We start from the raw sequence: 13,013 nt of genomic DNA, 5'->3' as shown, positions 1-13,013 counted from the left end.
CGCCCATGATCACGCGCTACTCCCGCCCCGTCGCCGCCGCCATCTGGTCCCAGGAAACCAAGTACAAGATCTGGTTCGAGATCGAGGCCCACGCCGCCACGAAGATGGCCGAGCTGGGCGTGATCCCCAAGGAATCGGCCGACGCCATCTGGGCCAAGGGCAAGGATGCGACCTTCGACGCCGACCGCATCGACGAGATCGAACGCACCACCAAACACGACGTCATCGCCTTCCTGACGCACGTCGCCGAGACCGTCGGCGAAGAAGCCCGCTTCCTGCACCAGGGCATGACCTCTTCGGACGTGCTGGACACCTGTTTCGCGGTCCAGCTGGCACGGTCTTCGGACCTGCTGATCGAGGGCGTCGATCGGGTTCTGGCCGCGCTGGAGACACGCGCCAAGGAGCATAAATACACCCCGACCGTGGGCCGTTCGCACGGCATCCACGCCGAGCCCGTCACCTTCGGCCTGAAGCTGGCCGGCTATCACGCCGAGTTCCAGCGCGCCAAACGCCGCCTGATCACCGCCAAGGAAGAGATCGCCACCTGCGCCATCTCGGGCGCCGTCGGCACCTTCGCCAACGTCGATCCGGCGGTCGAGCAATATGTCGCCGACCAGATGGGCCTCACCGTCGAACCCGTCTCGACCCAAGTCATCCCGCGCGACCGCCACGCCGCCTTCTTCGCCGCCCTGGGCGTCGTCGCCAGCTCGGTCGAACGCCTCGCCGTCGAGATCCGACACCTGCAACGCACGGAAGTCCTCGAAGCCGAGGAGTTCTTCGACAAGGGTCAAAAGGGCTCGTCGGCCATGCCGCACAAGCGCAACCCAATCCTGACGGAGAATCTGACCGGCCTGGCCCGTCTGGTCCGCTCGGCCGTGACGCCCGCCATGGAGAACGTGGCCCTGTGGCATGAGCGGGACATCAGCCACTCCTCGGTCGAACGCGGGATCGGGCCGGACGCCACCATCCACTTGGACTTCGCCCTGCATCGTCTGGCCAATGTGGTCGAGCGGCTGAACGTCTACCCAGAGAACATGCAGAAGAACATCGACCGCCTGGGCGGTCTTGTGCATTCGCAGCGGGTCATGCTGGCCCTGACCCAGGCCGGCGTGTCGCGCGAAGACGCCTATGCCGCCGTTCAGGAAAACGCCATGAAGGTCTGGCGCGGCGAAGGCGCCTTCCTGGATTTCCTGAAGGCCGACGACCGCGTCACCCTGCCCGCCGACCAGCTCGAAGCCCTGTTCGACCTCGGCTACCACACCAAGAACGTGGACGTGGTGTTCAAGCGGGTGTTCGGAGACGCGTGACGGACGTCCGACGCATCGGCTTCGCACCCGTCGTCGATACGGAAACCCGATTGTTGATCCTGGGCAGCCTGCCCGGCGACGCCTCGCTGAAGGCGGCCCAGTACTACGCCCATCCGCGCAACGCCTTCTGGCCGCTGATCAGCGGGGTGCTGGGTGAAGACCTGGCGGCACAACCCTATGAGCAGCGGCTGGATCGATTGAAGGCGCGCGGCGTGGGCCTGTGGGATGTGATTGCGTCGGCGGAAAGGTCGGGCAGTCTGGATGCCGCGATCCGCTCGCCGGAGGCGGTTGATCTGCGCGGCCTGATCGGCAGCTTGCCACGGCTGAGAGCGGTCGCCTTCAACGGCAAGCTAGCGGCCAAGTTGGGACGGCGCATTATCGGCGACGTCGCAGGGGTTGGCCTTATCGACCTGCCTTCATCCAGCCCTGCTCATGCGATTCCACTGGCAGGCAAGGCGAACATCTGGAATTCGTTGACTGATCTGATCGAACGATAGTTCTCTTGCTGCAAAGCAGCATAGAAGTGCGCGCGAAAACTGAATGGTGAAGCTGCGATGTCTTGTCGCGCGGCATGCATCCATTGTGCGGTGTCGCGCGTAACGTTCCCGTTACCGCCTTGAGAGCGGCCCAAAGGGAACGAAACACATGACCAAACTTCGCAATCTTATGCTCGTCGCCGTCTCCGGCGGCGCGCTGATGGCGCTCGGCGCCTGCGGCAACAACGAGCCGGCCGCCACGACGCCGGCGGAATCGACCGCCATGGCTCCGGCCGACGGCGCCGCCATGGCCCCCGCGACCGACCCGATGGTGGGCGGCGCGGCCATGAGCCCGAACGAGACTATCGTCGCCAACGCCTCCAAAGCCTCCAATCTGACCACCCTGGTCGCCGCCGTGAAGGCCGCCGGCCTTGTCGACACCCTGCAGGGCGCGGGTCCGTTCACGGTCTTCGCCCCTGACAATGCCGCATTCGAGAAGATCCCCGAGGCGACGCGCACCAGCCTGATGCAGCCGGCGATGAAGGCTGATCTGACCAAGATCCTGACCTACCACGTGGTCGCCGGTCGTCTGACGGCCGCCGATATCGCAGCCCAGGCCGAGGCCAACGGCGGCACCGCCACGCTGAAGACGGTTCAGGGTGAAGAACTGAAGGTTTCGGCCGGCCCGAACAACACCTGGGTCATCACCGACGCCAAGGGCGGCAAGTCCACGATCACCCAGGCCGACGTGGGCCAATCGAACGGCGTCGTCCACGTCGTCGACACGGTTCTGATGCCGTAAAAAATATTTGGTTTCAGGCGGCGACGCCTGAAACCAAATCTCGGCCCTGGTGTTCTTCAGGAGCGCGAGACGCACAGTACGCCGGGTGAGACATCCCCCCAACGTCCCCGGCAAGAAGAAAGGGCCGCACTTTCCCCCGGGTGCGGCCCTTTCGAATTCTCAGATCAGTCCAAAGACCGAAGCGATTACTCGCCGGCGCGAATCTGCTCACGAGCGATCGAGGCCAGTTCGTCGATCTTGGAGCGAATCTCGCCCTCCGACACCGACAGGCCCGAGGCCTTGAAGTCGCCGGCGACCTTGCGGAACACGTCCTCGTCTCCCGGCTGTTCGAAATCGGCACGCACCACGGCGGCGGCGTACTGGTCCGCGCTTTCGCTCGACAGGCCCATCTTTTCCGCAGCCCAAAGGCCCAGCATCCGGTTGCGCCGGGCGATGGCCTTGAACTCCTGCTCCTGATCGAGGGCGTATTTGGCTTCGAAGGCCTTTTCCCGATCGTCGAAGGTCGTCATTTCGCTCAGCAAAGCTCCGTCCACCCCGCTAACGTCGGGGCAAGCGCCGTCTATAGACCGCCCGCCCGCGAACGCAACATGACTTCCGTCGCATGGACATCCTGTCCCCAATGATTGCAGCGCCGGCCATCCTCATTTGTATCGAGGGCCGCCTTCGGCTAAGGAGATCCCGAACGAGATTGACTGCCCGAACGATTCCGAAACGCGCCGCCAGGACCGGGTCTTCCCCCTCCACATATGGCCGCGCGATTTTTGTTTCTGGAGGGCGCCCGTAAGCCGGGACCGGACCATGAACAGCAAGCGCAAGAAGATCTACGAAGGCAAGGCCAAGATCCTGTATGAAGGACCCGAGCCCGGCACCCTGATCCAGTATTTCAAGGACGACGCCACCGCCTTCAACGCTCAGAAGAAGGCCGTTCTCGAAGGCAAGGGCGTGGTAAACAACCAGATCAGCGAGTTCATCATGTCGCGCCTGAACGGCATCGGCGTGACCAACCATTTCATCAAGCGTCTGAACCTGCGCGAGCAGCTGATCCGCGAAGTCGAGATCATTCCGCTGGAAGTCGTGTGCCGCAACATCGTCGCCGGCTCGATGAGCCAGCGCCTGGGCATCGAGGAAGGCACGCCCCTGCCCCGCTCGATCATCGAGTTCTATTACAAGAAGGATGAGCTCAACGACCCGATGGTCACCGAAGAGCACATCACCGCCTTCAACTGGGCCTCGACCCAGGAGCTGGACGACATGCTGGCGATGACGGTGCGGGTGAACGACTATCTTTCCGGCATGTTCAGCGCCGTCGGCATCACCCTGGTGGACTTCAAGATCGAGTTCGGCCGGGTGTGGGAAAACGACTTCAGCCGCGTCCTGCTGGCCGACGAGATCAGCCCCGACAGCTGCCGCCTGTGGGACGCCTCGACCGGCGAGAAGCTGGACAAGGACCGTTTCCGCCGCGACCTGGGCAATGTCATTGAAAGCTATACCGAAGTCGCGCGTCGCCTGGGCATCATGAAGGGCATGCCGACGGTGATTCAGGGAGGACTGCACTGATGGCCCCAACCGCTTCAAGCAAGGTCAAGGTTCACGTCTTCCTCAAGCCGGGCGTCCTGGATGTGCAGGGCAAGGCCGTCGAAGGCGCATTGCAAGGCCTGGGTTGGTCGGGCGTTTCCAACGCCCGCGTCGGCAAGCTGATCGAGTTCGACCTCGCCGGCGCCGAAGACCCGCAAGGCGAAGCCAAGAAGATGTGCGAGCAGCTGCTCGCCAACACGGTGATCGAAAGCTACCGCATCGAGGCGGCGTAAAGCCTGCTGTCTCCTCTCCCATGTCGCGGGAAGGAGACGGTTGCATCCTTCGGCATCGACGCCAGTTTAGCAGACGGCTTGATTGACGGAGCGCCCATGACCTTCACCCTTACCTCCACCGATATCCAGGACGGCGGCGTGCTGCCGGACGCCCAGGTTCATGCGAAGGGCAACACCTCGCCGCAGCTCTCCTGGTCCGGCGCGCCGGAAGGGACCAAGAGCTATGCGATCACCTGCTATGATCCCGATGCGCCGACCGGCTCGGGTTTCTGGCATTGGACGGTGGCCAATATTCCCGCGGATGTGACCGAGTTACCGGCCGGCGCCGGCTCGCCAGGCGGGCATCTGCCCCACAGCGCCATCCAGGGCCGCACCGATTATGGTCAGCCCGGTTTCGGCGGCGCCGCACCGCCTCCCGGCCATGGTCCGCACCGCTACATCTTCACCGTCTTCGCCGTTGATGTTGAGAGCCTGGACGTCACCGCCGACAACTCCGGCGCCGTGTTCGGCTTCAACCTGCACTTCCACACCTTGGCCAAGGCGTCGATCACGTCGACCTACGAAAACAAAGCGTGATCGGCGCCGGGCGGTGTCGCCCTTGTGGCGTCATGAACGCTGATTAGTTTGCAGCGCAACATGACCGACGCCGCCCTCGACACTTCCCTTCCCGTCCGCTCGCGCGGGGCGGTGGCCCTCGTGCTGATCGCCTTGGCCATGGGCGGGTTCGCGATCGGCGTGACCGAGTTCGCAGCCATGAGCATCTTGCCGGACTTCGCCGCCGGGCTCGGCGTCGATGCGCCGACCGCCGGCCATGTCATCAGCGCCTATGCCGCCGGCGTCGTGGTCGGCGCGCCGATCCTGGCCGTGCTAGGCGCGCGCTACCCCCGCTGGCTGCTGCTGATCGCCTTCATGGCCCTGTTCGCCATCGGCAATGTGGCCAGCGCCCTGGCACCGACCTATCACTGGATGCTGGTCTTTCGCTTCCTCAGCGGCCTGCCGCACGGAGCCTATTTCGGCGTGGCGGCTCTGGTCGCGGCCTCGATCGTGCCGCTGCATTTCCGCACGCGCGCGGTCTCGACCATTTTGATGGGGCTGACGGTCGGGACCGTTCTGGGCGTGCCCGTCGTCAACATCATCAGCCATGCCCACGGCTGGCGCTGGACCTTCGCCATCGTCGGCGTGCTGGCGGTTCTGACCATGGCCCTAGTCGCCCTGTTCGCACCGCGCGATCCGGCCCATCCCGACGCCAGCCCCTGGCGCGAGTTGGGCGCGTTGAAGCGCAGCCAGGTCTGGCTGACGCTGGGCGTGGGCGCCATTGGCTTTGGCGGCATGTTCGCGGTCTACGCCTATCTCGCCTCGACGCTTGAGGCGGTGACGGGCGCCGGCCCCGACGTCCTGCCCTGGGTCTTCGCCGTGTTCGGGGTCGGCATGTTCCTGGGCAATATCCTGGGGGCCTGGGCGGCGGATCACCTGGGGTTCAAGGCGGCGGGCGGCCTGTTGCTCTGGAGCGCAGCGGCGCTGGCGCTTTATCCGCTCGCGGCGCCTCACCTGTGGGCCGTGATGGTCGTGGTCTTCCTGATCGGCGGCGGAGGCGGCCTGGGTTCGATCCTCCAGACGCGGCTGATGGACGTCGCCGGCGACGCCCAGACCCTGGCGGCGGCGCTCAACCATTCGGCGTTCAACACGGCCAACGCCATCGGCCCGCTGCTGGGCGGGATGGCGATCGCGGCGGGCTATGGCTGGGCCTCGACCGGCTGGGTCGGCATGGGCCTGTCCCTGGGCGGCTTTGTCATCTTCCTGATCGCCTGGCTGACCGGTCGGGCGCGCGCGACGGCCTGACAAGGCGAAAGAACCCTGCTAAAGGCCCGCGCCATGAGCGCAGCCGTCATCGTCTTCCCCGGTTCCAACTGTGATCGCGACTGCAAGGTCGCCGTCGAACGCTCCACCGGCGAGCCGGTCTCCATGGTGTGGCACGCCGAGACCGAACTGCCCCAGGGCCTGGACCTGATCGTCATTCCCGGCGGCTTCTCCTACGGCGACTATCTGCGCTGCGGCGCCATGGCGGCCCAGTCGCCGGTGATGCAGGCGGTCAAGAAGGCCGCGGACGACGGCGTCGCCGTGGTCGGCATCTGCAACGGCTTCCAAATCCTGTGCGAGGCCGGAATGCTGCCCGGCGCCCTGCTGCGCAACAAGGGTCTGAAATACGTCTGCAAACCCATCGCATTGACCGTCGCCAACGGCCAGACGCGCTTCACCGCCGGCTATCAGGGCCAGCGCGAAGTGACGATGACCCAGGGCAACGGCGACGGAAACTTCTTCGCCGACGCCGAAACCCTGGCTCGGATCGAGGGCGAAGGTCAGGTCGTCTTCCGCTACGTCGACAACCCCAACGGCTCGGTCAACGATATCGCCGGCATCCAGAACGCGCGCGGCAACGTCCTGGGCATGATGCCCCACCCGGACCGCGCCTTCGAAGCCGAACTGGGCTCGTCCGACGGCGCGACTTTGTTCCAGAGCATCTACGCGGCCGCTTGACGGCAATCGCAAGTTGGTGCGGATTGGGTCGATGCACAATTGTCTCCGATTCATCTTCGCCTTCGCCGCCCTCGCCGCCGGCGCACCCGTTATGGCTCAGGAAAGCGCTCCGCAGAGCGAGGACTGGACGCTAACGTCCGTGCCCGAGCGCAAGGCCGTGCTGGCCACGATCGACTTTACGTCTGGTTTGGCTATCGCCGCGCGCTGCGTCGATGGAGCTTACGACGTCTTGATCTCGGGACTGCCGGAGGCGCCCCGTCGCGATATGTCGCGTGAGTTGGGCATTCAGGCCGGCGACCAGGAAGAGCCCTACATGTCCGTCTGGACGGTGGGGACGCAGCGCAACACCGCATTCAGCCGCATACCCGCAGTCGTGGCGCGCGATCTGGCGAAAGGCGGCAAGCTTCAGGTCATCGTTCCATCCACGTCCGGCGGTCCGCGAACGCGATATGTTATGGATCTGGATCCATCCAGCACCGCGATCGAGCAGACATTGACTGCCTGTGGCCGACCGATGGTCGACCCACGCGAGGCGCGGGCTAAGGAGATTGACGGCAACGGCCAAGATGGGCTGCCTGACACCGTACAATGGCAGACGATGCCGCGTCCGGTTTTCCCAGCATCGGTGAATGGTCGAAGCCCATTGGAGGGCTATGTGGTTTTGTCCTGCGTCCTCACGGACGCCGGTCAGATGACTGAATGCCAGACAGAGAGCGAGCAGCCAGCGGGTTACAACCTGTGGCGGTCAGTTGAACGGTCGCTGCCGCGAGCGCGCCTCAAACTGTCCGAACAGGCCGCAGCGGCCGGTCTCTCGCTTGCCGGCCGAATGGTCCGTTTCTCGGTCACCTTCAAAATGGAGCCCTGACGGCCGTCAGATGTCCTTGATCTGAGCGCGACCGTCCGACAGGTCGGCAGCTTCATCGTCTTCGGCCCGATCGTCGTCGAACAACTTTTCTCCGGCCTCGCGTTGAGCAGCCAGTTCGCGGGCGCCGACGCCCAGGCCCTGTTCGATCGCGAGATTGGCCTCGACCTCTTCGGTCAGGTTCAGGTCTTCGTTGTCTGGGTCGGCCATGCGAGCATCCTTTTGAGGGTTTCCCGCGAACAACCGCCCGTGGGCGCCTTCGGTTCCTAACGGCCGAAGAAGGGGTCCAGGCTGGCGCGGGACAGCGGACGGAAGATCAGGAACTGACCGTCCACCGTCACCGTGACCTCGTGCGCCTGAGGGCGCTGTAGCAAGGCAGGGTCGTCGAGCGACACGGCGCGACCTGAGGCGATATCGCGCGCATCCAGCGCCGGCGTCGTCGGCCGTCCGTTCTCGTTGGCGAGAGCCGACAGGAAGCCCCGCACCTCATTGGCCTGCTGCTGAGGCGTCAGGGCCGCGCGGACCCGAGACCAGGCGGTCTGGATCGAGGCCGGCAGAGGCGCTCCGCTCGTCTGGGCGGACGTCTGGCCCGCTGCCACGACGATCGCGATCAACAGAGCCGGCAGGGAGGCTTTGAGCGTCATGTCGGGCAGGATGAAGCCGCCGGCCGCCAATGCAAGCTTCACTTTTCTGCCGGCCGCGGTGAACCTTCTGGCGTGGCGAGGCGTAAAGGCGGGAACACGCGTCGCACTGGAAATCGAATGTCCTCCATAATCCGTCCCACGCCCCGCCAACGCACCCGTCGTCTGGTCGTCCTGGCCGCCGCCCTGTTCGCCATCATCGTGCCCCTGGTTCAGAACCTGGCGGGCCTGGGCCTGAACCAGGCCGAGTTCGCCGCCGACGGCAACAGCACCCTGCGCGTTGCGGGCTACGCCTTCTCGATCTGGGGCCTGATCTATATCGGCATTCTGGCCTATGCGATCCGTCAGGCCCTGCCGCAGACGGGCGAAAGCCCGCTGCTGGGCCGAATGGGTCTGCCGTCCGCCGTCGCCTTCTTCGGCATCGGTTTCTGGATCATCGTCGCGGCTATGAACCTGAAGGCCGCCAGCGTGGGCGTGATCTTCGCCTCGCTGATCGCGCTGCTGCTGCCGATGCTGGCCGTATCCGGCCACATCCGCGCGCTGCGGATGTTGGATCGCGAGCGCATCCTGCTGGTCTGGCCGCTGGCGGCCTTGGCGGGCTGGCTGACGGTTGCCGCGCCGCTGAACCTGATCACGACGGCGACCGCGTTCAACGCCCTGCCCGCCGCCCTGTCGCCTGACCTGTGGGCCATCGTCGCCATCGTCGCCGTCACGGTCGTCGGCCTGGCGGTGACGGCGGTACTGCGGAGCCTCGCCTATCCGCTGCCGACGGCCTGGGGCCTTCTGGGTGCGTTCGTCGCCGAACAGGCGGACAAGCCGACCGTCGCCTTCACGGCCCTGGCCGGCGCGATCGTCCTGCTGATCGGCGGCCTGCTGCTGACCTTCCGCCTGCGACCGGGCGTCGAACGCGCTCGCTAAGCCTCAGGGTTTGTCGGTGACCGCGTCGTCCTGAGGCGCATGGTCATCGGCGCCCACGTCGAAGGCGCCGGTTTCATCGAAGCCGACGCTGCCGACCCCGACGGCCGAACCGGTCAGCAGCTGACGCCGGCTGGCCAGAGCCGCTTCAGGCGCTGCGGCGTCCATCTCTGCCGTGGTTTCTGGATCATTGGAACGATCCATCTGCTGACCCGAGGCCGGGACGATGCGGTCGGTGTGGGGCTTGCTCACGCCTCGTCCTCCTCTGCATCGTCGGCCTGTTTCTGAGCCCGCTCGGCCAGGGCGGAGGCGCCGGCGTCGTCGGCGGCGATCTCGGGCAGATCGTCGTCTTCGGGCGTGGCGGCGGGGTCGATGGGCGTGTCGGTCATGGCGGCTCCTTTGGCTGTCGACGAAATCAACCACCTGCGATGGACGATGTTCCCCGTTCTTGCGCCGCGCGGGCTGACATTCGGCCCATCTGCGGCTAGAAGCGCCGCCCATGAGCGCTCCGCAAAAGACCCCCCAGAAGTCGATGGCTGAACTGGCCGCCGAATACGGCCTCGCCCCCAATGAATATCAAGTCGTCCTCGACCGACTGGGGCGCGAGCCCAACCATGTCGAGCTGGGCGTCTTCTCGGTCATGTGGTCCGAGCACTGCTCCTACAAGTCGTCCAAGATCCACCTGGGCAAGTTCCCGACGACCGGCGAACGCGTCATCTGCGGGCCGGGCGAGAACGCCGGCGTGATCGACATCGACGACGGCGACGCCTGCATCTTCAAGATGGAAAGCCACAACCACCCGTCCTACATCGAACCCTACCAGGGTGCGGCGACGGGCGTGGGCGGCATCATGCGCGACGTCTTCACCATGGGCGCGCGGCCGGTGGCCCTGCTGAACGCCCTGCGCTTCGGCGATCCGTCGCATGAAAAGACCAAACGCCTGGTCAAGGGTGTCGTCTCGGGCATCGGCGGCTATGGCAACTGCGTCGGCGTGCCCACGGTCGCGGGCGAGACCAACTTCCATAAGGGTTACAACGGCAACATCCTGGTCAACGCCATGTGCGTCGGCCTGGCCCGCGCCGACGAAATATATTATTCGGCCGCGCCGGAGGCGGGCCATGACGTCGTCTATTTCGGGTCCAAGACCGGTCGCGACGGCATCCACGGCGCCACCATGTCCTCGACCGAGTTCGACGACGAGTCGGAGGCCAAACGTCCCACGGTTCAGGTCGGCGACCCCTTCGCCGAAAAACTGCTGATCGAGGCGACGCTGGAGCTGATGGCGTCCGGCGCCGTCGCTGCCATTCAGGACATGGGCGCGGCGGGCCTGACCTCCTCCTCTGTCGAAATGGCGGGCAAGGGCGGCGTCGGCATCGAACTGAACCTCGATAAGGTGCCCCAGCGCGAAACCGGCATGACGGCCTATGAGATGATGCTGTCGGAAAGCCAGGAGCGGATGCTGGCGGTGCTGAAGCCCGGCTATGAAGACGTCGGCTATCGCATCTTCCAGAAGTGGGGCCTGGACTTCGCCATCATCGGCGTGACCACCGACACCGGCCATCTGGTGCTGAAGCATCACGGCGAGACCGTCTGCGACGTGCCGCTGGCGCCCCTGTTCGACGACGCGCCCCTGTACGACCGCCCGTGGGTCCAGCCGGAGCTTCAGCCCAAGCTGAACCACTCGGACATTCCTGCGCCCGAGAACTGGGCCGATGCGGTGATGAAGGTCGTCGCCTGCCCCGACATGGCCTCCAAGCGCTGGATCTGGGAACAGTACGACCGCCACGTCATGGCCGACACGCTTCAAGACTCTTCGACCGGCGCCGACGCCGGCGTGGTGCGCGTGCATGGCACGGACAAGGGTCTGGCCGTCACCTCGGACTGCACCCCCCGCTACGTCCAGAACGACCCCTATGAGGGCGGCAAGCAGGCGGTGGCCGAGGCCTGGCGCAACCTGACCGCCGTCGGCAGCCGTCCGATCGCCATCACCGACAACCTGAACTTTGGCAATCCGCAGCGCCCGGAGATCATGGGCCAGATCGTGCGCGCCATCGACGGCATGGCCGAGGCCTGCCGCGAACTGGTGTTCCCGGTCGTGAGCGGAAACGTGTCGCTCTATAACGAGACCAACGGCGTCGCCATTCCGCCGACCCCGACCGTCGGCGCCGTCGGCCTGCTGCCCAACTACGACGTGGTGACCGGCTTCTCGACCATGGCCGAGGGCGATGCGCTGGTCCTGATCGGCCAGACTCAGGGTGAACTGGGCGCGTCCATCTATCTGCGCGAGGTCCTGGGCCGTGAGGACGGCGCTCCGCCGCCCGTGGACCTAAAGCTCGAAAAGAAGACCGGTGATTTCGTGCGCGACCGGATCGAGGCGGGCGAGCTGACCGTGGTTCACGACCTCTCGGACGGCGGCCTGATCGGCGCCGCCGCCGATCTGGTGCTGGCCTCCGACGTCGGCGTGACCCTGGACGCCTCCAGCGCGGCCCACGCCCACATCTTCCTCTTCGCCGAGGATCAGGCCCGTTACTTGGTCGCCGTCCCCGACGCCGACGCCGACGCCATCATCGCCAAGGCGCGCGAGGCGGGTCTGCACGCTTCGGTCGTCGGCCATGCGGGTGGCGCCGCCTTCGCCTCCAAGGGCGACAAGGGCGAACTGTTCAGCATCCCTATCGCCCACCTGCGCGAATGGCACGAAGGCTGGATGCCGGGTTGGCTGGGCGACGCCGCATGATCCGCGTCCTGACGCCGCTCGCCCTGCTCGGCCTGCTGAGCGCCTGCGATGGCGGCGGCGATCCGGTGCAGCAGGCGCTTCGGGATACCTCGGCCGCCAACCAGGCTGCGGCGGCGCGCACGACGGAACAGATGGAAGCCGCGGTTCATGCCGGTCACGACATGGGCGGCTCTACCCCCGGAGACAAAGCCTTCGCCGCCTCCGAGGCCGAGATGCACCGCAAGATGGCCGCCGCCTCGGGCCAGACGATCGATCAGGCCTATGTCGCCAAGATGATCGCGCACCACGAAGGCGCCGTCGCCATGGCCAAGGTCGCTCTGCGCGACAGCCGCGACCCCGAAATCCGACGCATGGCCCAGAGCGTCGTCGACACGCAGACGCGCGAGATCGCCGAGATGAAGGCCTGGGCGCCGACCGCCCCTCCGGCGAACTGAGATTGGCCAAGGGACCCTATCGCGGCGGCGGAAAGCCAGCGGCGCCCACCCGCACCAAGGCTCCGTCGACTGGGCGCCCGTCGTCCAAGCCTTCGCAGATCACCAGAGACGAGCTGAGGCATTTCGCCTTTCGTGATCGCTCCAAAGAGGCATTTCTGGACGAGCTCGACCCCCTGCTCCGCGCCTGTTTCAAAAGCGGCTTCACCCGGCCTAACGAGGTCGCCGGCCTGCTGAACAAGGCAGGAAAGAGCACCGCCTGCGGCCAGCCGTGGACGCCTCACCTGGTCTGGGGTCTTCAACGCTTCCTTTTCGAAAGGCGCGAAAAGAAGAGAGCGGCTCAAGCCGCGGCCCCCGCAGCGACGATTTCAAAACCCGCCGTGTCCAGCCAGCGCGCGAAAGATCTGGCTGCTGAAGATATGACGCGCTTGCTCGCCGCGATCGGCAGGGCGCGCCCGTCGCGTTGACTTCGCATTGATCCCGCATGAACGCAGGAGCCGGA

The 13,013-nt window shown here is 65.7% G+C and carries 18 protein-coding genes; 13 read left to right on the top strand and 5 right to left on the bottom strand.

Going from position 1 to position 13,013, the window contains the following annotated elements; genetic code table 11:
- Nucleotides 1-5: 5 nt before the first annotated feature.
- The 3 genes from purB to AC3WRC_RS01405 all read left to right on the top strand — a co-directional run bounded on the left by purB (nt 6) and on the right by AC3WRC_RS01405 (nt 2,585).
- The gene (gene purB, locus AC3WRC_RS01415) at nt 6-1,307 is read left to right on the top strand and encodes an adenylosuccinate lyase (protein ID WP_492302595.1); all 1,302 of its coding nucleotides are present in this window, start codon (nt 6-8) and stop codon (nt 1,305-1,307) included.
- Nucleotides 1,304-1,804 carry a DNA-deoxyinosine glycosylase gene (locus AC3WRC_RS01410; protein ID WP_492302594.1) on the top strand — a complete coding sequence of 167 codons (501 nt, stop codon included), beginning with the start codon at nt 1,304-1,306 and terminating at the stop codon, nt 1,802-1,804. Before purB ends, AC3WRC_RS01410 begins: the two co-directional genes overlap by 4 nt.
- A gap of 148 nt (nt 1,805-1,952) precedes the next feature.
- Nucleotides 1,953-2,585, top strand: coding sequence for a fasciclin domain-containing protein (locus tag AC3WRC_RS01405; RefSeq protein WP_055752966.1), 633 nt, complete (start codon nt 1,953-1,955; stop codon nt 2,583-2,585).
- Between the two features lie 185 nt (nt 2,586-2,770).
- Here the strand turns inward: AC3WRC_RS01405 and AC3WRC_RS01400 are convergent, their stop codons facing one another.
- Entirely contained in the window at nt 2,771-3,094 is a 324-nt protein-coding gene (locus AC3WRC_RS01400) for a DUF1476 domain-containing protein (RefSeq protein ID WP_039244540.1), read from the bottom strand.
- A gap of 289 nt (nt 3,095-3,383) precedes the next feature.
- On the opposite strand from AC3WRC_RS01400, the gene purC reads away from it, so the two are divergent.
- The 6 genes from purC to AC3WRC_RS01370 all read left to right on the top strand — a co-directional run bounded on the left by purC (nt 3,384) and on the right by AC3WRC_RS01370 (nt 7,793).
- Nucleotides 3,384-4,142, top strand: a complete 759-nt coding sequence (purC, locus tag AC3WRC_RS01395; protein WP_055752965.1) for a phosphoribosylaminoimidazolesuccinocarboxamide synthase — start codon at nt 3,384-3,386, stop codon at nt 4,140-4,142.
- The gene (gene purS, locus AC3WRC_RS01390; RefSeq protein WP_055805975.1) at nt 4,142-4,393 is read left to right on the top strand and encodes a phosphoribosylformylglycinamidine synthase subunit PurS; all 252 of its coding nucleotides are present in this window, start codon (nt 4,142-4,144) and stop codon (nt 4,391-4,393) included. The genes purC and purS overlap by 1 nt, the downstream gene beginning before the upstream one ends.
- A 96-nt stretch (nt 4,394-4,489) precedes the next feature.
- A complete protein-coding gene (locus tag AC3WRC_RS01385) occupies nt 4,490-4,969 on the top strand; it encodes a YbhB/YbcL family Raf kinase inhibitor-like protein (protein WP_492302591.1) in 480 nt (159 codons plus the stop codon).
- A gap of 60 nt (nt 4,970-5,029) precedes the next feature.
- The gene (locus tag AC3WRC_RS01380) at nt 5,030-6,232 is read left to right on the top strand and encodes an MFS transporter (protein WP_055805983.1); all 1,203 of its coding nucleotides are present in this window, start codon (nt 5,030-5,032) and stop codon (nt 6,230-6,232) included.
- A gap of 33 nt (nt 6,233-6,265) precedes the next feature.
- Complete coding sequence (gene purQ, locus AC3WRC_RS01375) at nt 6,266-6,928, top strand: phosphoribosylformylglycinamidine synthase subunit PurQ (protein WP_492302590.1); 663 nt, start codon at nt 6,266-6,268, stop codon at nt 6,926-6,928.
- Between the two features lie 31 nt (nt 6,929-6,959).
- A complete protein-coding gene (locus tag AC3WRC_RS01370; RefSeq protein ID WP_492302589.1) occupies nt 6,960-7,793 on the top strand; it encodes a hypothetical protein in 834 nt (277 codons plus the stop codon).
- A gap of 6 nt (nt 7,794-7,799) precedes the next feature.
- Here AC3WRC_RS01370 and AC3WRC_RS01365 read toward each other — a convergent pair whose 3' ends face one another.
- Together AC3WRC_RS01365 and AC3WRC_RS01360 are read right to left on the bottom strand one after the other, a co-directional pair.
- On the bottom strand, nt 7,800-8,000 hold the full coding sequence (locus tag AC3WRC_RS01365) for a hypothetical protein (RefSeq protein WP_055752960.1): 201 nt from the start codon (nt 7,998-8,000) through the stop codon (nt 7,800-7,802).
- Between the two features lie 56 nt (nt 8,001-8,056).
- Nucleotides 8,057-8,476, bottom strand: a complete 420-nt coding sequence (locus AC3WRC_RS01360) for a hypothetical protein (RefSeq protein ID WP_492302587.1) — start codon at nt 8,474-8,476, stop codon at nt 8,057-8,059.
- Between the two features lie 75 nt (nt 8,477-8,551).
- Here AC3WRC_RS01360 and AC3WRC_RS01355 point away from each other — a divergent pair, with 75 nt between their 5' ends.
- Nucleotides 8,552-9,349 (top strand): TspO-related membrane protein, encoded by a 798-nt coding sequence (locus tag AC3WRC_RS01355; RefSeq protein ID WP_492302585.1) that lies wholly within the window; start codon nt 8,552-8,554, stop codon nt 9,347-9,349.
- Between the two features lie 3 nt (nt 9,350-9,352).
- On the opposite strand, the gene AC3WRC_RS01350 is transcribed toward AC3WRC_RS01355, so the two are convergent.
- Both AC3WRC_RS01350 and AC3WRC_RS01345 read right to left on the bottom strand, forming a co-directional pair.
- Nucleotides 9,353-9,598, bottom strand: coding sequence for a Tat pathway signal protein (locus AC3WRC_RS01350; protein WP_492302584.1), 246 nt, complete (start codon nt 9,596-9,598; stop codon nt 9,353-9,355).
- Complete coding sequence (locus AC3WRC_RS01345) at nt 9,595-9,735, bottom strand: hypothetical protein (RefSeq protein ID WP_153922446.1); 141 nt, start codon at nt 9,733-9,735, stop codon at nt 9,595-9,597. Before AC3WRC_RS01345 ends, AC3WRC_RS01350 begins: the two co-directional genes overlap by 4 nt.
- A 110-nt stretch (nt 9,736-9,845) precedes the next feature.
- Here AC3WRC_RS01345 and purL point away from each other — a divergent pair, with 110 nt between their 5' ends.
- Genes purL through AC3WRC_RS01330 form a run of 3 tightly spaced genes read left to right on the top strand, consistent with a single transcriptional unit; the run spans nt 9,846 to nt 12,978 of the window.
- Nucleotides 9,846-12,080 carry a phosphoribosylformylglycinamidine synthase subunit PurL gene (purL, locus tag AC3WRC_RS01340; RefSeq protein ID WP_492302582.1) on the top strand — a complete coding sequence of 745 codons (2,235 nt, stop codon included), beginning with the start codon at nt 9,846-9,848 and terminating at the stop codon, nt 12,078-12,080.
- A complete protein-coding gene (locus AC3WRC_RS01335; RefSeq protein ID WP_492302580.1) occupies nt 12,077-12,514 on the top strand; it encodes a DUF305 domain-containing protein in 438 nt (145 codons plus the stop codon). Before purL ends, AC3WRC_RS01335 begins: the two co-directional genes overlap by 4 nt.
- Nucleotides 12,515-12,516: 2 nt before the next feature.
- On the top strand, nt 12,517-12,978 hold the full coding sequence (locus AC3WRC_RS01330) for a hypothetical protein (RefSeq protein ID WP_066549995.1): 462 nt from the start codon (nt 12,517-12,519) through the stop codon (nt 12,976-12,978).
- Nucleotides 12,979-13,013: the final 35 nt, after the last annotated feature.

The organism is Brevundimonas sp. EU05-FHT14B07 (assembly GCF_058790795.1).
Note: the sequence above shows the minus strand (reverse complement) of the source record. Positions and strands in the feature narration are given on the sequence as shown.